Annotated in this window: 22 protein-coding genes and 1 pseudogene; 16 read left to right on the forward strand and 7 right to left on the reverse strand. The window is 69.5% G+C overall.

Annotated features, from left to right (window positions below; all coding sequences use genetic code 11):
• Window positions 1-6: 6 nt before the first annotated feature.
• Window positions 7-348: pseudogene (locus M1L60_RS01825) on the forward strand (toll/interleukin-1 receptor domain-containing protein); the annotation flags it as partial.
• A gap of 221 nt (window positions 349-569) precedes the next feature.
• Here M1L60_RS01825 and M1L60_RS01830 read toward each other — a convergent pair.
• The 3 genes from M1L60_RS01830 to M1L60_RS01840 are packed head-to-tail and all read right to left on the reverse strand — an operon-like array spanning window position 570 to window position 3,385.
• A complete protein-coding gene (locus M1L60_RS01830) occupies window positions 570-1,712 on the reverse strand; it encodes a M20 metallopeptidase family protein (protein WP_253235461.1) in 1,143 nt (380 codons plus the stop codon).
• A complete protein-coding gene (locus M1L60_RS01835; protein ID WP_253235462.1) occupies window positions 1,709-2,785 on the reverse strand; it encodes a hypothetical protein in 1,077 nt (358 codons plus the stop codon). Before M1L60_RS01835 ends, M1L60_RS01830 begins: the two co-directional genes overlap by 4 nt.
• A 21-nt stretch (window positions 2,786-2,806) precedes the next feature.
• On the reverse strand, window positions 2,807-3,385 hold the full coding sequence (locus M1L60_RS01840; RefSeq protein ID WP_253235463.1) for a TetR/AcrR family transcriptional regulator: 579 nt from the start codon (window positions 3,383-3,385) through the stop codon (window positions 2,807-2,809).
• An 87-nt stretch (window positions 3,386-3,472) separates the two neighbouring features.
• Here M1L60_RS01840 and M1L60_RS01845 point away from each other — a divergent pair, with 87 nt between their 5' ends.
• The gene (locus M1L60_RS01845; protein WP_253235464.1) at window positions 3,473-4,015 is read left to right on the forward strand and encodes a cysteine hydrolase family protein; all 543 of its coding nucleotides are present in this window, start codon (window positions 3,473-3,475) and stop codon (window positions 4,013-4,015) included.
• On the opposite strand, the gene M1L60_RS01850 is transcribed toward M1L60_RS01845, so the two are convergent.
• A complete protein-coding gene (locus tag M1L60_RS01850; RefSeq protein ID WP_253235465.1) occupies window positions 3,978-4,322 on the reverse strand; it encodes a hypothetical protein in 345 nt (114 codons plus the stop codon). The two genes, M1L60_RS01845 and M1L60_RS01850, sit on opposite strands and share 38 nt — an antisense overlap.
• Window positions 4,323-4,676: 354 nt before the next feature.
• On the opposite strand from M1L60_RS01850, the gene M1L60_RS01855 reads away from it, so the two are divergent.
• The 8 genes from M1L60_RS01855 (at window position 4,677) to M1L60_RS01890 (ending at window position 9,778) form a co-directional block, all read left to right on the forward strand.
• The gene (locus tag M1L60_RS01855; RefSeq protein WP_253235492.1) at window positions 4,677-5,771 is read left to right on the forward strand and encodes a methyl-accepting chemotaxis protein; all 1,095 of its coding nucleotides are present in this window, start codon (window positions 4,677-4,679) and stop codon (window positions 5,769-5,771) included.
• Window positions 5,772-5,830: 59 nt separating this feature from the next.
• Window positions 5,831-6,571: a mechanosensitive ion channel family protein gene (locus M1L60_RS01860; protein WP_253235466.1), complete on the forward strand. Its 741-nt coding sequence runs from the start codon at window positions 5,831-5,833 to the stop codon at window positions 6,569-6,571.
• Between the two features lie 30 nt (window positions 6,572-6,601).
• Window positions 6,602-6,982 (forward strand): YccF domain-containing protein, encoded by a 381-nt coding sequence (locus M1L60_RS01865; RefSeq protein ID WP_253235467.1) that lies wholly within the window; start codon window positions 6,602-6,604, stop codon window positions 6,980-6,982.
• A 28-nt stretch (window positions 6,983-7,010) separates the two neighbouring features.
• Window positions 7,011-7,553 carry a dihydrofolate reductase family protein gene (locus M1L60_RS01870; protein ID WP_253235468.1) on the forward strand — a complete coding sequence of 181 codons (543 nt, stop codon included), beginning with the start codon at window positions 7,011-7,013 and terminating at the stop codon, window positions 7,551-7,553.
• Window positions 7,554-7,681: 128 nt separating this feature from the next.
• Entirely contained in the window at window positions 7,682-8,347 is a 666-nt protein-coding gene (locus M1L60_RS01875) for a Bax inhibitor-1/YccA family protein (protein ID WP_253235469.1), read from the forward strand.
• Between the two features lie 9 nt (window positions 8,348-8,356).
• Complete coding sequence (locus M1L60_RS01880) at window positions 8,357-8,821, forward strand: protein kinase family protein (protein ID WP_253235470.1); 465 nt, start codon at window positions 8,357-8,359, stop codon at window positions 8,819-8,821.
• Window positions 8,822-8,867: 46 nt separating this feature from the next.
• Window positions 8,868-9,281: a Fur family transcriptional regulator gene (locus M1L60_RS01885; RefSeq protein WP_253235471.1), complete on the forward strand. Its 414-nt coding sequence runs from the start codon at window positions 8,868-8,870 to the stop codon at window positions 9,279-9,281.
• Window positions 9,282-9,283: 2 nt separating this feature from the next.
• Complete coding sequence (locus tag M1L60_RS01890) at window positions 9,284-9,778, forward strand: Dps family protein (RefSeq protein WP_253235472.1); 495 nt, start codon at window positions 9,284-9,286, stop codon at window positions 9,776-9,778.
• A 24-nt stretch (window positions 9,779-9,802) separates the two neighbouring features.
• Here M1L60_RS01890 and M1L60_RS01895 read toward each other — a convergent pair whose 3' ends face one another.
• Window positions 9,803-10,948 (reverse strand): ROK family protein, encoded by a 1,146-nt coding sequence (locus M1L60_RS01895; protein ID WP_253235473.1) that lies wholly within the window; start codon window positions 10,946-10,948, stop codon window positions 9,803-9,805.
• 48 nt (window positions 10,949-10,996) lie between these two features.
• On the opposite strand from M1L60_RS01895, the gene M1L60_RS01900 reads away from it, so the two are divergent.
• The 6 genes from M1L60_RS01900 to M1L60_RS01925 all read left to right on the forward strand — a co-directional run bounded on the left by M1L60_RS01900 (window position 10,997) and on the right by M1L60_RS01925 (window position 19,750).
• Window positions 10,997-11,824 carry a LacI family DNA-binding transcriptional regulator gene (locus M1L60_RS01900; RefSeq protein ID WP_253235474.1) on the forward strand — a complete coding sequence of 276 codons (828 nt, stop codon included), beginning with the start codon at window positions 10,997-10,999 and terminating at the stop codon, window positions 11,822-11,824.
• Between the two features lie 559 nt (window positions 11,825-12,383).
• On the forward strand, window positions 12,384-13,697 hold the full coding sequence (locus M1L60_RS01905; RefSeq protein WP_253235475.1) for an ABC transporter substrate-binding protein: 1,314 nt from the start codon (window positions 12,384-12,386) through the stop codon (window positions 13,695-13,697).
• Between the two features lie 80 nt (window positions 13,698-13,777).
• On the forward strand, window positions 13,778-14,599 hold the full coding sequence (locus M1L60_RS01910) for a carbohydrate ABC transporter permease (protein ID WP_253235476.1): 822 nt from the start codon (window positions 13,778-13,780) through the stop codon (window positions 14,597-14,599).
• The gene (locus M1L60_RS47665) at window positions 14,596-15,783 is read left to right on the forward strand and encodes a carbohydrate ABC transporter permease (protein WP_253235477.1); all 1,188 of its coding nucleotides are present in this window, start codon (window positions 14,596-14,598) and stop codon (window positions 15,781-15,783) included. Before M1L60_RS01910 ends, M1L60_RS47665 begins: the two co-directional genes overlap by 4 nt.
• Entirely contained in the window at window positions 15,780-18,722 is a 2,943-nt protein-coding gene (locus M1L60_RS01920; protein WP_253235478.1) for a glycosyl hydrolase 2 galactose-binding domain-containing protein, read from the forward strand. The genes M1L60_RS47665 and M1L60_RS01920 overlap by 4 nt, the downstream gene beginning before the upstream one ends.
• A gap of 35 nt (window positions 18,723-18,757) precedes the next feature.
• Window positions 18,758-19,750 carry a glycosyl hydrolase gene (locus tag M1L60_RS01925; protein WP_253235479.1) on the forward strand — a complete coding sequence of 331 codons (993 nt, stop codon included), beginning with the start codon at window positions 18,758-18,760 and terminating at the stop codon, window positions 19,748-19,750.
• Between the two features lie 81 nt (window positions 19,751-19,831).
• Here the strand turns inward: M1L60_RS01925 and M1L60_RS01930 are convergent, their stop codons facing one another.
• Window positions 19,832-20,779, reverse strand: coding sequence for an alpha/beta hydrolase (locus tag M1L60_RS01930; RefSeq protein ID WP_253235480.1), 948 nt, complete (start codon window positions 20,777-20,779; stop codon window positions 19,832-19,834).
• On the reverse strand, window positions 20,779-21,084 hold the full coding sequence (locus M1L60_RS01935; RefSeq protein WP_253235481.1) for a putative quinol monooxygenase: 306 nt from the start codon (window positions 21,082-21,084) through the stop codon (window positions 20,779-20,781). Before M1L60_RS01935 ends, M1L60_RS01930 begins: the two co-directional genes overlap by 1 nt.
• Between the last annotated feature and the right edge of the window lie 376 nt (window positions 21,085-21,460).

Here is a 21,460-nt window from a genome sequence, read left to right on the forward strand (position 1 = left end):
CTCGGGGTGCCGACAGCGGACGAGATCTTCCTGAGCTACTGCCGGGACGACAGCGCTGGGTGGGCCCACTGGCTGAAGCTGCAGCTCGACCACCGCCTCGGCGTGAACGCCGCGTTTCTGGACACGACCTCGATCCAGCCGGGGACCGCCTGGCCCGGCCGGCTCCGCGAGGCCCTGCGCGCCGCCCGGATGGTCCTGGTGATCATCGGCCCGCGCTGGCTGAGCGCTCAGGGCGAGCATGCGCAGCGCCGGATCGACCACCCTGAGGACTGGGTTCGGCAAGAAGTCCGGGTGGCGCTGGGACTGGACGTCCCCGTCGTTCCTGTGCTGGTGGACGGGGCGTCGATGCCGCATACGCTGGACGATGGCATTCGCGCGCGTTCAACCGTTCGCAAGCAGCGTCACGCTGTCCAAGGGCGGCTGTCCGAGCTGTTCGTGCAGCGCGACAAGGTCTACGACCTTGCCGATCAGTTCGCCCGTGGGCAGGACCTGGTGCATGTCCTCGCCGAACTCGACAAGATCGGTCAGTCGGTGTGCGGGCCGGCTTGGCCGCCACTGCCGCTTCCTCCTCAGTGGTGGGCCAGGCGGTGGGTCAGTAGGCCGGCCATGGCTCGTACGCCGTGGGCTATGGCTTTTTCGTCGGCGGCGAAGTCGGGGGAGTGGGGTGCGCCGTTGATGCCGGCCTCGGGGTCGGCCACGCCGAGGTAGAACATGGCGCCGGGCGCCTCGTCGAGGAACAGGGCGAAGTCCTCGCAGTTGAACGGCCAGGACGCGTGGGCCCAGGCGACGGAGTCCGGGCCCAGCGCACTCGTGAGGTAGTGGCCGGCCGCCGTGCTCAGTTCGGGTGAGTTGACCATGGCCGGGAAGGGCTCGCCGGGGTACTCGACATAGCCGCCGGCTGACGCCGCGAGTTGCTCGATGTGGGCGCGCAGGGCCGGACCGCGCTCCTGGGGCCAGACCCGAAGCAGAACCTCGACGGCTTTGTCGTCGCTCCAGTGGGCCACGCTCACGGATTCCTGGGTCGCCGATGTCAGCACGGCCTGGAAGTGGGCGTGGTACTCGTCGATGCTGCGGGGGAACTCGACGGTGCCGAGCGCCGCCACCTGCGCCGCGACCGCCTCCGTGTCGCCCGGCAGCACGATGCGCACGTGGTCGAGCCCGGGCAGGCCGTTCCCGGGCGAGACGGCGAGAGTGCCGGTGGGGAACGGGCTGCAGTGGAGGGCGTAGAACTCGTGGGGTGCGAGGCGTTGCACCAGTCCCGTGTCGAGCATCGCGCGGGCGCCCCGCAGGTTCTCCTCGGCCGGCTGGAAGACGAACACCACCCGGCCCGGCGGCGGTTCGCTGCTCCGGGCCATTGTGCGGGCGACGCCGACGCCAATCGCGGTGTGCAGGTCGTGCCCGCACAGGTGCGCGACGCCCGGGTTGCGCGAGGCGAAGCCCTCGTCGAAGACCAGGCCCGACGGCGGGATCGGCAGCACGTTGACCCGGGCGTCGACGGCGTCCATGTCGGCCCGGTAGGCGATCGTCGGACCGCCGGCCGATCCGTCGAGCACGGCCACGACCCCATGGCCGCCCACGCCGGTCGTCACCTCGAGCCCGGCCGCGCGCAACTGGTCGGCGACCAGCCCGGCCGTCCGGCGCTCCTCGCCGGCCAGCTCGGGGTGGCGATGGATCTCGCGGCGGACCTCGATGATTTCGTCGTGCAGGTTCATGTGGCCTCGGCGTTGATCGCGAACTGGCGGTTGAGCTCGGTGGCCCGCTCGAGGTCGATGACGTCCTCGTCCTGCTCCCAGCCGCGCGGCAGCTCGACCGAGACGGCCTTGTTGCGGGCGGCCCAGGAGGCGGTGGCGAAGACCGAGCCCTCGGCGGCCTGGATCTTGGCCAGGGTCGCGGTCTGGAACTGCACCGGATGCCCGGCGCCGGCCGCCGTCACCATGTGCTGATAGATCCCCTCGTAGTCGGGCCGGTTCTGCACCGGCACGCCGTCGACCCAGCGCGCACTGAGGGAATTGTTGGCCCACACGCCGTACGCACCCATGGTGTTCTTCTGGTGGTCCATCAGCTCGATAGTGGTGGCCGGGCAGACCTTCAGCGCGCGGTCCTCGATCGTCTGCCACGGGTTGTAGGCCACCGACGAGGTGATGCCCAGCGGGCTCAGGTTGCGGTGGTGGGCGGCCATCGCCTGCTTCAGGGCGGCCTGGTCGGCGTCGTCGGTGTAGCCGACCGCGAGCGCCTTCTCGCGGTTGGCGGCCACGCCGAGCTGCTTGATGCACGGCTCGGCATAGACCGTGCAGGTGGCCGAGACCGTCACCTCGGCCCAGCGCGGCCTGTGCTTCAGCACGTCGGCCAGCGCGACCAGCAGACCCTCGTAGGCTTCGAGGAAGTCGTCGTTCCACCACTGCGGCACGGTGTGCTCGCTGTTGTCCTCCGGGTCCTTCCACCCGGCCAGCGGACCGTCACCGAGCTCGAGCGCCCACGGCGGCGAGTCGGCCCCGGCCAGCAGGCGAAGCTTCAGGAACGGGTAGTCGGCCGGGGCGGCCGCTTCCGCCTGGTCGAGCAGGGCCTCGGCCGCGCCGTCGAACACAGTCTCCGCTGTGGGTTGCACGGTGTTCCAGGGCAGCCGCAGCACCAGCCCGCGCAGCCGTTTCTGGTTTCCCGGGCGTACGAGGTGATGTTCGCGCACAAGCAGGCCGGCAACCTGGCCGCGCGGCTCAGCGTCAGCGCCGAACCCCATGGCAGCGAGCGGAATTCCCGCGGCGAGCTTGAACATGTCTCGACGACGCATGCCGGGCACGGTACCAGTCCATTACGGACGGTGGGGGTCGGGCAGCAGCGCGTCGACGACGGCGCGCAGGGGGGTGGCGAGGGCGTCCGGGCCGGCGTCGGTCAGCGGCTGGGCGCCGACGGCCGAGCGCAGGACGGCCACGCCGACACCCAGCGCCACCAGCAGCTCGGCCCGCAGCAGAGCGTCCGGGACCGAGTCGGCCGGCCCGGCGGCGGCCAGGATCCGGGCGGCCGCCGCCTCGATGGCCTCGCGGCGGCCGGCGGTCACGGTGGGGTCGCCGGAGGCGCGCAGCAGCATGAGGACGGGGTGTTCGCCGAACTCGGGCCAGCTGTCGGCGGCCAGCTGGCGGGTGAGCTCGCCGACCAGGGCGGCGCGGTCGGGCGGCAGATCGGCCAGGAAGCGGGGCGAGGCGGCCAGCGCGGCCTTGAACAGGCCCTCCTTGGAGCCGAAGTAGCGCTTGATCAGGGCCAGGTTGACCCCGACGTCGGCCGCCACGTCGCGCAGCGTCGTGCTCTCGTAGCCGACCTGGGTGAACCGCGTCCGGGCGGCCTCGAGCAGCGCCTGCCGGGTGGCGGCGGCGTCGCGCCGTCGGGGTGTCATCAACGCAGCATAGCGGTCAAGTCATCAGCTGTTGACTCTCGTCGGCGGGCAAGTCATCATTTGTTGACTTGAGTTCAGGGGGCCCGAATGACCAGTGCGTTGCTCGTCATGGATGTGCAGGAGGCGGTCGTCGCCCGCTATCCCGATCCGGACTATCTGCCGCGGCTCGCGCAGGCGATCGCCCACGCCCGGGCGGCGGAGGTGCCGGTGGTCCACGTGACGGTGGGGTTCCGGCCGGGCGGGCCCGAGATCGATCCGCGCAACCGCATGTTCGGGCGGCTCGCCGGTTCGCCCTACGCCGGGCAGCCCAACCCGATCCACCCCGCCGTCGCCCCGGCCGAGGGCGAGATCGTCGTCGTCAAGCGCCGGGTCAGCGCGTTCGCCGGCAGCGACCTGGACGTGGTGCTGCGCGCGCTGGGCGTACAAAACCTGGTGTTGACCGGCATTGCCACCAGCGGCGTCGTGCTCTCGACGCTGCGCGAGGCCGCCGACCGCGACTTCGGCCTCACCGTCCTGGCCGACGCCTGCCTCGACAACGACCCCGAGGTACACCGCGTGCTCACCGAGAAAGTCTTCCCCGCACAGGCCGAAGTCACGACGGTGTCGGACGTCCGGCTGTCCCGTGCCTAGAGTCGGGCCGTGCTGTCGGCAGTTGCCTTGTCATGTTCGACAGCAAATCGCGCTCGATGGCGCCGTCGGAACCAACGTCCGTTGTCATTCCATCGGCTACCTCGGCCCAGTGCGCGACCGTGCGTACTGCGAATCGCCAATCTGAAGCCGGCAATGCGACGCTGGTGAGCTGGTCGTGCGGAAGTTGCTTCTCGTCGGTTTCGTAGGCGCTCTCGGCGGCCGCTTCCCGTATGCGGCCGGCGATCGACACGATCTCCTCCTCGCCTTCCTCGACTTTGATCGATATTTCGTTGTCCATGACGTCCATGAGTGCGAGCCAGTCGAAGACCCGCAACGTGACTGTCAGCGGACCCGGTTCCGCAGAAGGCACAGGTGAACCCGGCCGAGCCTGCGGACTGGGTCCGGGGTGGCTGGGCGGCGACTCCGGTGCTGAGCCGGGCGGCGCGCATGCTCCGGCGGCCAGCGCCCCCGCGAGGAGTGCGGCGGCCGGTCGGAATCGCCTCATCCGTCCAGTAGATCATCGCCATCGCCCGGGCAAGCCGCGTTCGTGGCGCACATTTGAGCCGGCCCGGGCCGACATCTCAACTGGGCGCGCTCGGAGCCGATGCTGGGGGCCGTGATATTGCTGTGGGTCCTCGTCACCTTGGCTGTGGCAGTGGGGATGTATGTGTTCGGCTCGGCTCGTCGTGGGCGGCGCGCCCGGCGTGAGGTCGACGAGGTCCGCCGCGCGCTGGGCCTGCTGGCCGAGGAGCGGCAGGCCGAGATCGACCAGCTGCGCACCGAACGCGAGCAATCGCTCGTCGGCGCTCAGCAGGAGCAGAGCCGGAACACCCACCGGCTGCGCCGGCGGGCCCGCGAGGCGATCGACGAGTCCGGCGCGGTGATCACCGAACGGTTGCAAGCCGTGGTCGAGCAGGTCGGCGCGGCCCGGGAGGCGGCCACCGCCACGCACGGCCGGGTCACCGAGACCAGTGAGGCGGCCGCGGTGCTGGTGCGCCGGGCCCGCTCGGCCGACGAGGCCGCGACGAAGCTGAACGCCAGCCTGCGGCAGGTGGCCGGGGTGGCCGGGACGATCGGCGAGATCGCGTCCCAGACCCGGATGCTGGCCCTGAACGCCACCATCGAGGCGGCCCGGGCCGGCGCGGCCGGCAAGGGCTTCGCGGTGGTCGCCGACGAGGTCAAGAGCCTGGCCGGCACCACGGCCGAGTCGACCGAGCAGATCGCGGCGACGATCGCGGCCCTCGAGGCCGACGTCGCGCAGATGGGCGGCACGCTGTCCGCGATCGTCGGCGGGATCGACGAGATCGGGGGCGCGATGGGTCAGCTCGGCGGCATCGCCGACGATCAGCACCAGATCGTCGAACGGCTCAACAGCACGGTCGACGCGACGATGGAGCGGATCCAGGACCTGTCCGAGGTCGCCGACCGGCTCGAGCGCCGCCGCAACGAGCGGATGGCCGCGGCCGGACCGCTCGTCGTCCGGGTGGCCGGCCGGTCCCCGGTGAACGGGCAGCTGACCGACCTGAGCTCGGACGGACTGGGCTGCCTGCTGCCGCGCGACGCGACCGTGTCGGTCGGCGATCGGGCCACCGTCGAGGTGTTGCTGTCGGGTTCGACGTTCGAGGTGACCGGCGACGTCGTCCGCCGGGCCGACCGCCCGGACGGGCGCGAGCTGGGTCTGCGGCTGACGTCGGTCGCCGCGCCGGCCCAGCAGCAGATCGAGGCGTACGTGACCGCGGCCCTCGCGGGCAGCTGAGGTGATCTTGGCTGCGTTAACCTGCTCGGCAGGAGCTGAGAGGCGCGTGGGGTGGGGTCATGAACGAACCGTGGAAGGCGCTCGAGCAGAAGGTCCGGCCGGACTTCCGTAAGTCGGTCGTGTTCGGGATCATCGCCCTGGCCGGGCTGGTCGTCGGGACCCGGCTGGGGAACATCGACGCGCCCGAGTTGCGGGAGCGCTTGATCGCCTGGGGCAGCGCGCTGGTCGTGGCGGTCAGCGGGATCATCGCCACCCGCACCGCCTCGCGTGAGGTGCACCGGGTCGCGCTGGCCCGGGGCGGGGACGCCGCGGCCACGCCGTTGCGGCTGCTCGTTCAGCTCGCGGGCTACCTGATCACCGTCTTCGTCGTGTGCGACCTGGTCGGCATCGGGCTGCGCAACCTGCTCGTCGGGGGCGCGGTCACCGGTGTCATCCTCGGTCTGGCCGCGCAGCCGGTGCTCAGCAACCTGTTCGCCGGGCTGGTGCTGCTCTTCGCCCGCCCGTACGTGCCGGGTCAGCAGGTCCGGGTGTTCTCGGGCGCGATCGGCGGCCCGCACTACGGCACGATCGTCTCGGCCGGCCTGCTCTACACCGTGCTCGACACCGCTGACGGGCCGCTCAACATCCCCAACTCGGCCCTGCTGGCCTCGGCCGTCGGCCCGTTCGACGGTGACCCGCCCGAGGATTCGGCGACCACGCCGCCCGGCCCGGACGAGGACGACGCGGCCGCCGCCGTGGCCACCGCGGCCGCGCTCGCCGAGGTCACCGACGAGACGGGCCGCAAGCCCAACGGCGACTGAGCGGTGGCGCCGCTCGGGCACACTTGATCCGTGCGACTGATCCTGAACGTCCTCTGGTTCATCTTCGGCAGCGGCTTCGTGCTCGCCCTCGGGTACGGTCTCGCCGCCCTCATCTGCTTCGCCCTCATCGTGACGATCCCGTTCGGCATCGCGTCGTTGCGGCTCGCCGTCTATTCGTTGTGGCCCTTCGGCCGTACGGTGGTCAGCCGCCCGACGGCCGGGCTGGGCTCGGGCGTCGGCAACATCATCTGGGTCGTCGTGGCCGGTTGGTGGCTGGCCCTGACCCACATCGTGGCCGGGGTCGCCCAGTGCGTGACCATCATCGGTATCCCGTTCGGCATCGCCAACTTCAAGCTGGTGCCGGTCGCGTTCTGGCCCCTCGGCCGCGACATCGTCGAGCTCGCCGATTAGTTCTGGGCAAGCGGGTGGTCTGACCGGCATGCGCAAAATCGTTCTGTACTCCCTGGTGTCGCTCGACGGTGTGGCCGAGAACCCCGACCAGTTCGTCTTCGAGTTCGACGAGACGATGGACGCGAACCTGGCCGACGTGATCGGGTCGCAGGACACGGTGCTGCTGGGCCGGCGCCAATACGAGGAATGGGCGTCGTACTGGCCGACCGCCGAGCACGAGCCGTTCGCCAGTTTCATCAACAGCGTTCCCAAGTACGTGTTCACGTCCGCCCCGCTGCCGGCCGGGTGGACGAACACGACGGTCGTGCCGAGCGACACTGTCGAGTTCGTCCGCGACCTCAAGAACGGGGCCGGTGGCGAGATCGGCGTGCACGGCAGCCTCAGCCTGGCCCGGTCCTTGCTGGCCGCCGGGCTGATCGATCAGATCCGGCTGGTGGTGTACCCCACACTGGCCGGCAGCGGGCGGAAGCTCTTGGACGACGCGAAGGCCGTACAGAAGCTGAAGTTGCAGCGTGCGGAGTCGACGCCGTCCGGTGGACTGTTGCTCGACTACGAGTTCGCGCGCCCGTGACCAGCGACACCGGAGCGCAACCGCTGCGCTCCGGTGTCCGCCGGGTATTCGGCCGGTGACCCGGGACCGACCACGACCAGGGAGACTCCCTGGCTCGGCCCGCGGGGGCAGAGGGCCAGTGTGCAGTCATGGACGACTCGATCGCGTACCCCTCGGGGGTCATCACCACCCGGGACCAGAGCCACACCCTGTTCGCCCAGACGATGGCATTCGTCGCGGGCACCGCCGGCCTGTTCGCGCTCGGCGCCTACCTGGGCCGCGACCTCACCGGCGGCGGCGCGATCATCGCGTACATCGCCTCGTTCGCTGCCCTGATCGGCATGCAGTTCTCGGCCCGCCGCAGCCGCGAGCTGACGATCGGGCTGCTGGCCGTGTTCGGACTGCTCATCGGTCTGGCCGTGGCCCCCACGCTGTCGTTCTACGCCGGTCAGGACCCGCAGGCCCTGTGGCAGTCGGGCGGCGCGACGGCCCTGTTCATCGCCGGCTTCGGGGCCGCCGGCTACGCCACCCGGCGCGACCTGTCGGTGCTGGCCCGCTACGCGTTCTGGGCGCTGGTGGCCCTGATCGGCTTCGGCATCGTGCTGATCTTCGTCAGCATCCCGAACGGCGCCCTCATCTATGCCGTCCTCGGCCTGGTCATCTTCGCCGTGCTGACGATGGTCGACTTCCAGCGCCTGCGCCGCAACACCGACCTCAACTCGGCCCCGCTCATCGCCGCGTCGATCTTCCTCGACATCCTGAACGTCTTCCTGTTCTTCCTGTCGATCCTCGGCGGCCGCTCCAACTCTCGCTAATCTCGGCCGATGGGCTGGGAAGCGTTGGGGCAATGGGGCAGTCACGTCGCCCGGGTCGAGCGGCTCGTCGGCGGTGTCGCCAACGACGTCTGGAGCGTGAATCTGGGCGGGCGCCTGGCCGTCGCCCGCCTCGGCCGCCGGAGCGACGCCGACCTGGCTTGGGAGACGGAACTGCTGCGGCATCTCGATCGGGAAGGCATGGCCGTACCGGTGCCGATCCCGACCACCGACGGCCGGTTCTTCCCGGCGAATCCCGGCAACGTCCGCGTGACCGACGACCAGGTCGTCCTGATCGACTGGGACGAGGCCCACGTGGACGTCCCCGACCTCGACCTGGCCCTGCCGTACAACGGCGCCGGCCTGGACGCGGCCACCCTCGACGTCGCCGAGCAGGCCGCGGCGGCTTGGGAGGCGGCGGTCAGCTGGGACGACGACTACTCGAAGCGGCGGCTGGCCGAGGTCCGGCCGGTGTGACGCAGGCTTCTTTGGATTGAGTCAAAAGAAGAGCTAGTGTTCAGCCGTGACCACGGCCGACGAGATCATCAAGAGCGCGGGACTGCGCAGCACGGCCCAGCGCCGGGCTGTCCTCGATGTGCTGCTGGCGCGGCCGCACCTGACCGCGCCCGAGCTGGCCGAGGCGGTGCCGTCCGGGCTGTCGCACCAGGGGCTCTACAACGTCCTGGACGACCTGCGGCGGGCCGGGCTCGTGCGCAGTTTCGAGCCGGCCGGATCGATCGCGCGCTACGAGGCCCGGGTCGGCGACAACCACCACCACCTGGTGTGTCGCGAGTGCGGCCAGGTCACCGACGTCGACTGCGCGGTGGGTTCGCCGCCCTGCCTGGCGCCGGTCGACCGTACGGGCTTCGCCTCCGTCGACGAGGCCGAGGTCACCTGGTGGGGCGTGTGCTCCGCCTGCGCCACGAGGAAGGACTGACGATGACCATCACCCAGGACATCCCGACCACCGAGACCTTCCGTGCCACCCCGGCCCAGGCCGACCGCCTGCAGCGGGTGCTGGTCGACCTGGCCGCGCTGCACCTGTACGGCAAGCAGGCCCACTGGAACATCGTGGGGACCAACTTCCGTGACCTGCACCTGCAGCTCGACGAGCTGGTCGACATCGCCCGCGAGGCCACCGACACGATCGCCGAGCGGATGCGGGCCCTGGACGCGATTCCGGACGCGCGCCCGTCCACCGTCGCCGCCCGCACGACGCTGAGCGACCTCGGTCCGGACGAGATCCCCACCAACCGCGCCGCGGCTCAGGTCACCGGCCTGATCCGCGAGGCCGTGCGGACGATGCGCGACGTGCACGACGACGTCGACGCCGAGGACCCGACCACCGCCGACATCCTGCACGGCATCATCCACGACCTGGAGAAGCAGGCCTGGATGCTCGCCTCGGAGAACGCGGCTCCGCGCCGCCGCTGACCCACTCGCCCGTGATCACGCTGCTCATCGCGGTGAGGGCGTGTGACCGGGCGCGATCGAGGCCTGTACGACCAGGGCCGCGGCGCCGATGGCGGCGGCGTCGCGGGGCTGGGCCGACAGGTCGACGGCGATCTCGTGGCGGTGGCGGGCGTGGGCCGTCGCGGCCAGGTGGGTGCGCAGGCGGCGGGCGTAGATCGAGCCCGCCACGGCCATGCCCGGGCCGGTCAGCACGAGGCGGCCCAGGTCGAGCAGGTTCACCATCGACGTCACGGCCACAGACAGGTAGGCGGCGGCCTGGTCGACCAGGGCGAAGGCTGCGGGATCACCGCTGACCGCGGCCCGCGCCACCGCGTCGTACGCGCTCGAGACGGAACCGCCCAGGCGCAAGCGGGACGACAGGCCGGGATCGGCCCGGGCGGCCTCGACCGTGGCCGCCATCGAGGCGTACCTCTCGACGCAGCCGGTGTTGCCGCAAGGGCAAGGCCTTCCGTCGTACGCGATGGAGAGGTGCCCCAGTTCGCCGGCGTCGAAGCTGGCCCCGCGGAACAGGGCGCCGCCGAAGACCAGGCCCGCCCCGACCCCGGTCGAGAGATAGACGCAGCCGAACGACTGGTCCCGCGACACCCGGCGGCTCCAGAACTCGCCGAGCGCGGCCGCGGCCGAGTCGTTCTCGATGACCACGGGTACGCCGAGCCGGCCCGACAGTGCGGCCGCCCACTCGGTCTCGACCCGACGCCCGACCACGGCCAGCCCCTCGACCCGGTCGCGGGGCAGATCGAGCCCGGCCGCGAAGTCGTCGAACCGGGCCGCCAGCAGCCCCGGACCGGGGGAGCCGTCGAGCGGCACCACCTCGCGCCCGACCACGCCCCCGGTGAGGTCGACAGCGACGGAGGTGATCGTCTCCGGTCCGAGGTGGAAGCCGATCCCGAACCGGCTGCCCGGGGCGATGGCCAGCAGCTTGCGCGGCGCACCGCGTACCGAATCGGCCGAACCCGACTCGAGAATGACCCCGTCGGCGATGAGATCGCGCACGATGAGCGAGATGGACGGCTGGGTGAGCCCGGTCAGTTCGGCCAGCTCGACCCGGCTGACCGCCACCGCCGACCGGACGACATCCACGACGAGGGCGCGGCTGCCCGGCCCGGCCGCGGGCGCTTCTCGACGTGCCATGGCGTACGTCCTTGTCTCGATCGGCGTTCCGGGCGCTACCGTACCTGTGTGACACAGGCGCAGCGGCGGGTCGGGCTGGTTCTGGCGCGGGCCTCGCGGGTGCTCGGCGAGGAACCGTACTACCACGAGTTCCTCGAAGGGCTGGAACGCGTGCTCACCCCCGCGGGCGTGTCGGTGCTGGTCACCGTGGTCACCGACCGCGAGGCGGAAAGCGCCGTCTACGAACGCTGGGCCGCCGAGGGCCGGGTCGACGGCGTGGTGCTGGTCGACCTGGCGCCGGACGACTCCCGAGTCGAGCTGATCGACCGCCTGGGCCTGCCCGCAGTAGTCCTGGGCGCACCGTCCACGGCCTCGGGCCTGCCCACGGTCTGGACCGACGACGCCGGCTGGGCCCAGGAGGCGGTGCGCTTCCTGGCCGACCGCGGCCACACGGTGATCGCCCACATCAGCGGCCCCCACACGTTCGCCCACACCCAGCTACGCCAGTCCGGCGCCGACGCCGAGGCTTCGGAGCGCGGGTTGACGCTGGTGCGGTCCGAAGGCGATTACTCGTACGAATCGGGCCGGCTCGCCACGGCCGAGCTGCTGCCGAGATCCCCGACGGCGATCGTGTGCGACAACGACCTGATGGCGCTGGCCGCCCTGGACGAACTACGAGACCGAGGCCTGTCCGTCCCCACCGACGTATCTGTGGTGGCCTGGGACGACTCGGCGCTGTGCCAGCTGGCGACACCCCCACTGTCCGCCATGAGCCACGACGTGGGCCGCATCGGCGAACTGGCCGGAGGCGCCCTGCTCGACGCCTTGGCCGGCAAACCCCCCACGGTGTACGAGGCCCCGGCCGCTCACATAGTCGCCCGAGCCAGCACAAGCTGACCCCACCACCTCCTCCGCCTCATCACCCCTCGTTCGCGTCACTTCCGCTCATCTCCGCTCGCGCAGAGACGAGCCGTCTCGTCTCGCGGCTCCCGCGCTTCCGGCCCCTTGCTCGTCTCGCGCCTCCCGCGCTTCCGGTCCCTTGTTTGTCTCGCGCCTCCCGCGCTTCCGGCCCCTCGCTGCGGTGAGACGAAACGGTTCGTCTCGCGGCGCGGTGCGTGCCCCCGCTCGTGGTCGTTCCGGGCGATCGTGAGACGAGTCGTTCGTCTCGCGCCCACCGCGCCTCCGGTCCCTCACTCTGGCGAGACGAAACGACTCGTCTCGCCTCGCGGCTCGTCGCCAAGCCGCCCGGCCAGGGGGCGAGGGCTGTGACGAGACGAGGCGTAGCGTCTCTCCGGCTCTCACCTCTGTTTCGATACCGAGTATGAACGGCCCGCTGAGCTGCGGATACGTCGACGCGCGACCACTTAAATTATTAATCTAAGCTTGACAGGTGCGCAACCCGCGTCACATGCTGGGCGCCCTACGGCGGTACCGCATTCGATGAATGGGCGGCAGCATGATCAATAGAAGGCACTTCCTCGGGCTGGGTGCGGCGGCAACGTCCCTCGCCCTGCTGGCCGGGTGCACCGGTGGCGCGGGCGGCGATGACGACAGCAGCGGCGCGTCCGGTGGATCGATCACGGGCGAGATCACGGTTCTGACCAACCGCACGGACCTGGCGGAGACGACCCTCCCGGCGTACGCCAAGAAGTTCGAGGTCAAATATCCGGGCACCAAGGTCAGTTTCGAGGCGGTGACCAACTACGAGGGTGACGTCACCACGCAGCTCAGCTCGGGCGACTACGGCGACGTGCTGCTCATCCCGAACACCGTTGCGGTCGACCAGCTCGGTCAGTTCTTCGAGTCGCTCGGCACCACCGACGAGCTCAAGGCCAAGTACCGCTTCGTCGACGAGAAGGCGTTCGACAGTCAGGTCTATGGGCTGTCGCTCGGCGGCGTCGCCAACGGCCTGGTCGTGAACAAGCGCGTCTGGCAGCAGGCCGGCGTCACCGCCCCGCCCAAGACCACTGAGGAGTTCCTGGCCGGGCTGGCCAAGGTCAAGGCGACCGGCGCGGTGCCGTTCTACACGAACTACAAGGACGGCTGGCCGCTCAGTTTCTTCAACAGCCAGCGCGCGATCGTGGCCGACCCGGCCATCAACGACAAGTTCCCGGCCGACCCGTCACCATGGCAACCCGGAAAAATTGAGTACGTCACCGACGGGCTGCTGTTCGACATCGTGCGCGCCGGTCTCAGCGAGAAGGATCCGCTGACCACCAACTGGGAAGCGTCCAAGCCGATGATCGCCACCGGCAAGGTGGCCACGATGCTGCTCGGCTCGTGGGCCGTGCCGCAGATGAAGGACGCGGCCGAGGCGGCCGGCGCGAACCCGGACGACATCGCGTTCTGGCCGTTCCCGTACCAGACCGGCGGCAAGTTCCACGCCCGCATCGAGGGCGACTACAAGGCGGCGGTCAGCAAATCGTCGGACAACAAGACAACCGCGCGGGCGTGGCTCGACTGGTTCGTCAACGAGTCCGGCTTCGCCGCCGACCAGGAGGCGATCCCGCCCGCGATCGGCCAGCCGTTGCCCGCCTCGCTCAAGGCGTTCCAGGACACCGGTGTCGAGCTGCTCGAGCTGCCCGCGGCGACCACCAACGCCGGCAAGGAGGACGAGATCATCAAGGAGTCCGAGATCGACCTGGCCGGCAACATCTACCGCCAGAAGCTGGTCGACATCGCGCGCGGCGCGGCCAAGGGCGACAAGGACTCGTACTTCGCCGAGCTCAACAAGCGCTGGAGCGAAGCCCAGGCCCGGATCATGAAATGACCGCGCCGCCCTTGTCCGCGCGCGTTCCACCCCGGCGCAAACGCAGAATCGCCACGCACTGGCTGTATCTGGGACCGGCCGTGGCTCTGCTCATCACGTTCACGTACGTGCCGGTCGGCAACATGGTCTGGTACAGCTTCCACCGCTGGGACGGCCTGGACGTCACGATGGACCCGGCCGGCTGGGACAACTACATCCGGGTGTTCACCGACGAGCGTTACTGGCGCGTTTTCCTCATCAGCCTGTACTACTTCGTCGCGTCGTTCGCGCAGATCGCCATCGCCCTGTACTTCGCGGTCGTTCTGTCGTTCAGCACCCGGTTCCGCAACCTGTTCAAGGGAATCCTGTTCTTTCCGTACCTGCTCAACGGCGTCGCGGTCGGGTTCGTGTTCCTCTATTTGTTCCAGCCGGGCGGCACGCTCGACAGCGTGTTGAAGCTGGTCGGCCTGGGTGACCAGTCGCGACAGTGGCTGGGCGATCCGGATGTCGCGAACATCTCGCTGGCCGGCACGTCGGTCTGGCGGTTCACGGGATTGAGTTTCGTGCTGTTCCTGGGCGCGATCCAGTCGATCCCGAACGAGATCTACGAGGCGGCCGACCTCGACGGCGCCAACCGGTGGCACCAGTTCCGGTACATCATCGCCCCCGGTATCCGCCGCATCATCAGCCTGAGCTTCATCCTGGCCATCTCGGGCAGCCTGGCCGTCTTCGAGATCCCGTTCATCATGACCGGCGGGGCCAACGGCACTCGTACGTTCGTCATACAAGCCTACGAAACGGCGTTCCAGTTCCGGCAGATCGGCCTGGCCTCGGCCATGGCCGTGGTCCTGCTGCTCGTCGTCCTGCTGATCACCTGGATCCAACGCCGCCTGATCCCCGACGACGAGGTGAGCCTGTCGTGACCAACTCCGATACCGAGGGACCCAACTCTTCCATCGGCCCGACAGGCGGTTCGCGAACGCATGGCGACCATCCGGTCGGCGGCCCGGTAGGTGGTTCGCGAGCACGTGGCGACCATCCGGTCGGCGGCCCGGTAGGTGGTTCGCGGGCACGTGGCGACCATGCGGGCGGCGGCCCGTTCGGCGGCCCGCGAACGCTTGGTGACCATTCGGCCGGCCGGCCGGTGGCTGTTCCGCGAGCGTCCGGCGAGCATTCGGTCGGTGGGCCGCCCGCCCGTGGGGCGACTCAAAACTCGACCCGCCTTAGGGGCACTGGCGGTCGTGGTGGTCGTTCATCGGCGGGGGTTCGGCGAGGGCGTCCCGGGCTTGCGAGCGTTGCTGCGGCCGGCAACTACACATCGCTGGTGGTGGCGTCGGTCATCGTCCTCGTGCCGTTGGTGGTCGTGTTGTTCGCGGCGTTCAAGACGCACGCCGAATACAGCACCTCCGGTCCACTGACACCGCCGCGGGACTGGCTCAACTTCGACAACTTCGCGACGGCCTGGTCCAAGGGGCACATGCTGCGCGGATTCTGGAACACGACGGTCATCTTGGTGATTTCGCTGACCGGCACGGTATTTGTGGGGACCCTGGCCGCGTACGCCATAAGCCGTTTCTCTTTTACTCTGAAGCGCGTCGTGCTGGGGCTGTTCCTGGTGGCGGCGCTCGTGCCCGGCGTGACGACGCAGGTGGCGACCTATCAGATCGTCAAGTCGATGGGCCTGGTCAACACTCCGTGGGCCGCGATCGTGCTGTTCCTCGGCACGGACATCGTCTCGATCTACATCTTCATCCAGTTCATGCAGTCGATTCCGCGCAGCCTCGACGAAGCGGCGGTGATCGACGGCGCCAACCGTTTCACCGTCTACCGCAAGATCGTGCTGCCGTTGATGCGCCCGGCGATCGCCACCGTCGTGATCATCAAGGGAATCGCCATTTACAACGAGTTCTACATTCCATTCCTCTATATGCGCTCGCCCGAGCTGAATGTCATCTCGACAGCGCTGTTCCGCTTCAAAGGACCGTACGGCGCGCAGTGGGAGACGATCGCCGCCTGCACGATGATCGTCATCCTGCCCACGGTCGTCATTTTCCTGCTGCTGCAACGGTTCATCTACAACGGCGTCACCGCGGGAGCCACCAAGTGAGCAAAATCGAGCACCATTTGGACGGTCGATGGACCTTGACCGGTCCGCCCGGCCACATCCCGGCGACCGTTCCCGGTTGTGTGCACACGGATCTGCTGGCCGCCGGCAAAATCGTCGACCCGTTCCTGGGCGAGAACGAGAAAGCCGTCGACTGGGTCGGCCGCGCCAACTGGATGTACGAGCGTGACATCGCCTGGTCCGGCCCCCGCCCCGACCGCATCGACCTGGTCTTCGACGGCCTCGACACGGTCGCCGACATCGAACTCGACGGCGTCGTGCTCGGGTCGACCCGCAACATGCACCGCAGCTACCGCTTCGACGTCACCGACCTGCTGGGCGACGGCCTGCGCCCACTACGCGTCCGCTTCACGTCGGCCTACACCGAGGCCGAGCGAATGCAGTCCCAGTTGGGACCCAGACCCAACGCGTACCCCGAACCATTCAACTTCGTCCGCAAAATGGCCTGCAGCTTCGGCTGGGACTGGGGCCCGACCCTCGTGACGGCCGGCATCTGGCGCGGCGTGCGCTTGGAGGGCTGGAGCACCGCACGTCTCCGTTCAGTCAAACCTCTTATGACGTACGCGGGGGAGCGTGGCCACCTCAACCTGAGCCTCGCGCTCGACCGCGCAGACCCCACCTCCGGAGCGCGGCGGCCTTCTGCGGCGGCGCGCGTCTCGGCGGACGCTACTTCTGGAGCGCGGGAGCCTTCTGCGGCGGCCCGCGTCTCGGCGGACGCCACTTCTGGAGCGCGGGAGCCTTCTGCGGCGGCCCGCGTCTCGGCGGACGCCACTTCTGGAGCGCGGGAGCCTTCTGCGGCGGCCCGCGTCTCGGCGGACGCCTCCTCCGGAGCGCGGCAGCCTTCCACGGCAGCCTGCGTCTCGGCTGACGCCACCTCCGGAGCGCGGGATCCCTCCACTACAGCCCGCGTCTCGGCAGACGCCATCCCCGGACCGCAGCGGCCCGCCACCACAGCCGAATCAACGGCGAACGGGCCCGGGATCGATGCCGGCGTGCCGCTTCGGGTTCGGGTCTGGCTGGACGATCGGGAATTGTATGACGGTCCGTTCGTCGACGCGATCACGCTCTCGGACATCGACGCTGAGCCGTGGAACCCCCGCGGCTATGGGAACGCGCAGCTATACGACCTGACCGTGGTGTTGCTCGACGGCGATGTCGAGCTCGACCGGTGGCAGCGGCGGGCCGGCTTCCGCACGGTCGACATCGACCACACCGGCGGGGCATTCGTCTTTCACGTCAACGAGACGCCGGTGTTCGTCAAGGGCGTGAACTGGATCCCCGACGACATCTTCCCGTCGCGGATGACCCGGGACCGGTACGCGCGGCGACTGGGCGAAGCGGCCGCCGCCGGGGTCAACCTCGTCCGGGTGTGGGGCGGCGGCATCTACGAGAGCCGCGACTTCTACGAGCTGTGCGACGAGCTCGGCCTGATGGTATGGCAGGACTTCCCGTTCGCTTGTGCCTGTTACCCCGAGGAGGAGCCCCTGCACTCCGAGGTCGTCGCCGAGGCGCGGGAGAACGTGGTGCGCCTGGCCTCGCACCCGAGCCTGGTCGCCTGGAACGGCAACAACGAGAACCTCTGGCTGTACGGCGCCGACAATTGGGCCTCGCGACCCGGCGGCGACCAGAGCTGGGGCGAGACCTACTACCTGAAGACGTTGCCCGACATCGTCTCCGAGCTCGACCCCACGCGCCCGTACATGGCCGGCAGCCCGTGGTCCGGTTCCTGGGAGCACGAACCCAACTCGCCCGACCACGGAACGTTCCACTCATGGGAGGTCTGGAACCGCGAGGACTACCTCAACTACCGAGACTCGGCACCCCGTTTCGTGGCCGAGTTCGGCTGGCAGGCCCCACCCGCGTGGCGGACCCTGCGCGAGGCGGTCACCGACGAGCCGATGCGCCCCGACTCGCCCGGCGTCCTGCACCACCAGAAGGCGATCGACGGCAACGGCAAACTCGCGCGTGGCCTCGCCGATCACTTCCCGGAGCCGCGCAGCACCGAGGCCTGGCACTACCTGACCCAGCTCAATCAGGTGCGCGCTGTGCGAACCGGAATCGCGCACTGGCGCTCATATTGGCCGCACACCGCGGGCACCATCCTGTGGCAGCTCAACGACCTGTGGCCGGTCATCTCGTGGGCCGCCATCGACGGGGCCGGCCGCCGCAAACCCCTCTACTTCGAGATGCGGTCCCTGTACGCCGACCGGACCCTGACCATCCAGCCTCGCCCCGACGGCCTGGCGGTCGCGGTGATGAACGACCACTCCGACCTGTGGACAGACATCGTGCGGGTCGCGCGAATGGACAGCCAGGGTGTCGAATCCGCCGTGTTCGAAACGGCGATCGAAGTCCCACCCCGCTCCAACGTGCTCATCCCGGTCCCCAGTCACCTGACCACCACCGACCAGAACCCGTCCGACGTCCTGGTCGCTCAGGTCCTCACCCCTCGAAGCCACCCCGACAGCTCGCGGCTCAGTGACTCTTCCACCGACGTCATCCCGCCGCGGGGGACCGCGATCACGCGGTCGGCGGGCAGGCCATCCGGGGACGTCGAGGCGGCCAGTTCATGGGCCGCCGGCTCACGGTCAACCGGCGGGCCGGCTGGAGGCGTACGGGACCTTTGGTTCTTCCAGGACTATCACCGGGAGGACCCGGGGTTGACGGTGACCGTGGAAGCCGTACTGGAAGGGCTTGATGTCACCGTGCGGTCCGCGGGACTGGCGCGGGACGTTCTGCTGCAACCCGACCGGATCCATCCCGCAGCCACCGTGGATCAGGGCTTCGTGACCCTGCTCCCGGGCGAGGAGACCACCTTCCGCGTACGCAACGCAGCCGGACCCGGTGCCGCCCTGGCACTGGATGCCGGGCTGATCAGAGCTCCGTGGGTCCTGACCGATCTCGCGACGGCCCTGCGGTGAGTTTTCCGTCCCCCAACGGAGAGGAAACCCCCTCGATGAAGATCCCCCGTCCGGCCTGGGTCGTCGGCACCGTCGCGGTGCTGCTCGGCGCGGGCATCGTCCACGCCACGAGCGCTTCGGCGTTCGCGGCCACCCCTCGATCATCGGTAATCGATTATCTGCGCTCGATCAGCGGCACCTCGATCGTGTCGGGGCAGCACAACAAGGAACCGGCTTCGGCCCCCGGCGCGTACACCCAGCAGGTGCACGACATCACGGGCCAGTGGCCCGGTCTGTGGGGCGGCGACATGATGTTCCGCTCCGACGACATCAACAACCGGCAGCGCGTGGTCGACCAGGCCAAGACCGAGTGGCGCAACGGTTCGCTGGTCGCGCTGACCTGGCACGCGTGCTCGCCGACGGTCGGGCGTACGTGCGAGTTCGAGGGCGGGGTCAAGACCCGCATCTCGGACAGCCAGTTCCAGCAGATCGTCACCGGTGGCACCGCGCTGAACCAGACGTGGCGCAGTCGGATGGCCGAGGTCGTGCCCTATCTGCGGCAGCTGCGGGACGCCGGTGTCCCGGTGCTGTGGCGCCCGTTCCATGAGATGAACGAGACCTGGAACTGGTGGGGCGGCCGCCCCGGCGCCAACGGCGGATCGAAGATCTTCCAGCAGATGAAGGACTACTTCGACAGCCAGGGCCTGACCAACCTGATCTGGGTCTGGAACGTGCAGGACAACCCGGCCGGCGGCTGGTCGTCGTACTACCCGGGCAGCAACTACGTCGACGTGGTCTCGCTGGACGCCTGGTACAAGGCGTACCCGTCGAGCGCTGACTACCAGCAAATGCAATCGATCGCCGGGGCCAAGCCGATCGCGATCGCCGAGATGGGCAAGGTGCCCAACAACGCCCTGCTGACGAGCCAGACCCGCTGGGCGTACTTCATGATCTGGTCCGAACAGCTGCGCGGCAGCAACACCAACGCCGAGATCCAGACCGCGTACTTCCACCCCCGGGTCCTGAACCAGGGCGAGGTCCGCTTCTAGCAGCAGCGCCGGTGTCGCGGAGCCATCCGCGACACCGGCGCCGGCCCGGCCGTTGTCAGCGGAGCTGTCGATCAGCGTGGGTCAGTCCTTGGTCAGGCGGCGGGCGAGCCAGTCGGTGCGGGTTTCGCGGGCGGACTCCGACAGGGGCGCCGCTGGGAACAGGGCGTCGAAGCCGTGGAAGCCGCCGGCCCAGATGTGCAGGTCGGCGTGGCCGCCGACGGACCAGATGCGGAAGGCGTACGTGACCACCTCGTCGCGGAAGACCTCGGCCGAGCCGGCGTCGATGTAGGCGGGTGGCAGGCCGGCCAGGTCGGTGGCGGTCGCGGGGGAGACGTACGCGGGCACGGACTTGCCGGGCAGGCCGGCCAGCACGGACTGCCAGCCGAAGGCGTTCATCTCGCGGGTCCAGACGCCGGGCTCCCCGGAGAACTGGCGGCTCGACGTGGTCGCGTTTCGATAATCGAGCATCGGGCCGATCAGCACCTGTGCGGCCAACGCCGGGCCGTGCTCGTCGCGGGCCCTCAGGGCGACACCGGCGGCCAGGCCACCGCCCGCGCTGGCCCCGGCCACAACGATGCGGGACGGGTCGACGCCGAGTTCGGCGGCGTGCGCGGCCACCCACAGCAGCCCCTGGTAGCAGTCGTCGACCAGGTCGGTCCCGGAGGCTTCGGGCGCCAATCGATAATCGACGGACACCACGACGGCACCCAATTGATCGAGCCACTCCAGCGGGATGTCGATTTGCGAGTATCGATTACCCATCACCATGCCCCCGCCGTGGATCCAGTAGATGCAGGGCGCGGTGGTGGCGTCGGGTGGGCTGACGATCGTCAGGGGGAGGTCGGTGCCGTCGGGGCCGGGGATGGTGATCTCCCGGCGATCTACGGCGCGACCTTCGAGGATCGGTTCGATCGGACCCGCGGCGTACGGGCGGATCTGCTCGAGCGTTTCGCGGTCGAGCCGCGGGAAGTCCGGCATGCCGGCGAGCAGGTCGCTCAGCTGCGGGTCGAGTTCGGGTCGCTTCGGCATCAGAACGCCGCCTTACCGCCGACGGGCACCTCGTCTGAGTAGCCGGATTCGCCGGTCAGCAGCGCCTGCAACTCGGCGACGAAGGCCTGCGCGGGGTCGCTGCCGAAGAACGCGCCGTGCGCCTCCCGGCTGGTCCAGCCCTCAGTGACGTGCACGACGTCGGGGTTCCCGGCCGAGCGGCCGACGAGGAAGACGACACAGTCCGGATGGGGCAGGGACGGCGCTTCGAGCAGCAGCTTGACGACTTCGTCGCCGCGCCCGGGCTGCGCGGTCATCGTGGCGTGGAATCCGTGGTTGACGGTCATTCGCGGTGGCCTCCTTCAAGACCATTCGATCGAATCACCCTGACCAGCCCCGACGAGAGAACGATCCTGCCGGATGCTTGCCCGATCCTCTCAACCACCAGCCGCGACGACCCGACATCCCAACCACGGGGGTACGTACTGAGTCGTCGGGCGGCGCGGTGGGCCGTGTGCGCGGTAGGCCGAGGACGAGGTGTGCGGTGAGGCGGGCCCTGCGTGGTGGGCCAAGTCGGCAGGGTTCGTAGCAGTGCGAGCCGCGAGAGTGCTTGGAGATTCATGTTGACGTGTTGATGGGTTGAATCAATACGTCAACACATCAACATGTGCGTCAACACGTCCACATGACGAGCCGACGGGCCTTGCTGAGCCGGGAGCCGTG

The sequence above is a fragment of the Paractinoplanes aksuensis genome (assembly GCF_024137025.1).
Lineage (GTDB): Bacteria > Actinomycetota > Actinomycetes > Mycobacteriales > Micromonosporaceae > Actinoplanes > Actinoplanes aksuensis.

Excerpts from the sequence above, each read along its gene's own strand:
- M1L60_RS01835 (WP_253235462.1), bottom strand. The coding sequence starts at position 2,785 with ATGCGTCGTCGAGACATGTTCAAGCTCGCCGCGGGAATTCCGCTCGCT.
- M1L60_RS01855 (WP_253235492.1), top strand. The coding sequence starts at position 4,677 with ATGTATGTGTTCGGCTCGGCTCGTCGTGGGCGGCGCGCCCGGCGTGAG.
- M1L60_RS01870 (WP_253235468.1), top strand. The coding sequence starts at position 7,011 with ATGCGCAAAATCGTTCTGTACTCCCTGGTGTCGCTCGACGGTGTGGCC.
- M1L60_RS01875 (WP_253235469.1), top strand. The coding sequence starts at position 7,682 with ATGGACGACTCGATCGCGTACCCCTCGGGGGTCATCACCACCCGGGAC.
- M1L60_RS01830 (WP_253235461.1), bottom strand. The coding sequence starts at position 1,712 with ATGAACCTGCACGACGAAATCATCGAGGTCCGCCGCGAGATCCATCGC.
- M1L60_RS01895 (WP_253235473.1), bottom strand. The coding sequence starts at position 10,948 with ATGGCACGTCGAGAAGCGCCCGCGGCCGGGCCGGGCAGCCGCGCCCTC.
- M1L60_RS01905 (WP_253235475.1), top strand. The coding sequence starts at position 12,384 with ATGATCAATAGAAGGCACTTCCTCGGGCTGGGTGCGGCGGCAACGTCC.
- M1L60_RS01845 (WP_253235464.1), top strand. The coding sequence starts at position 3,473 with ATGACCAGTGCGTTGCTCGTCATGGATGTGCAGGAGGCGGTCGTCGCC.
- M1L60_RS01925 (WP_253235479.1), top strand. The coding sequence starts at position 18,758 with ATGAAGATCCCCCGTCCGGCCTGGGTCGTCGGCACCGTCGCGGTGCTG.
- M1L60_RS01930 (WP_253235480.1), bottom strand. The coding sequence starts at position 20,779 with ATGCCGAAGCGACCCGAACTCGACCCGCAGCTGAGCGACCTGCTCGCC.
- M1L60_RS01935 (WP_253235481.1), bottom strand. The coding sequence starts at position 21,084 with ATGACCGTCAACCACGGATTCCACGCCACGATGACCGCGCAGCCCGGG.
- M1L60_RS01880 (WP_253235470.1), top strand. The coding sequence starts at position 8,357 with ATGGGCTGGGAAGCGTTGGGGCAATGGGGCAGTCACGTCGCCCGGGTC.
- M1L60_RS01840 (WP_253235463.1), bottom strand. The coding sequence starts at position 3,385 with ATGACACCCCGACGGCGCGACGCCGCCGCCACCCGGCAGGCGCTGCTC.
- M1L60_RS01860 (WP_253235466.1), top strand. The coding sequence starts at position 5,831 with ATGAACGAACCGTGGAAGGCGCTCGAGCAGAAGGTCCGGCCGGACTTC.
- M1L60_RS01850 (WP_253235465.1), bottom strand. The coding sequence starts at position 4,322 with ATGGACGTCATGGACAACGAAATATCGATCAAAGTCGAGGAAGGCGAG.
- M1L60_RS01890 (WP_253235472.1), top strand. The coding sequence starts at position 9,284 with ATGACCATCACCCAGGACATCCCGACCACCGAGACCTTCCGTGCCACC.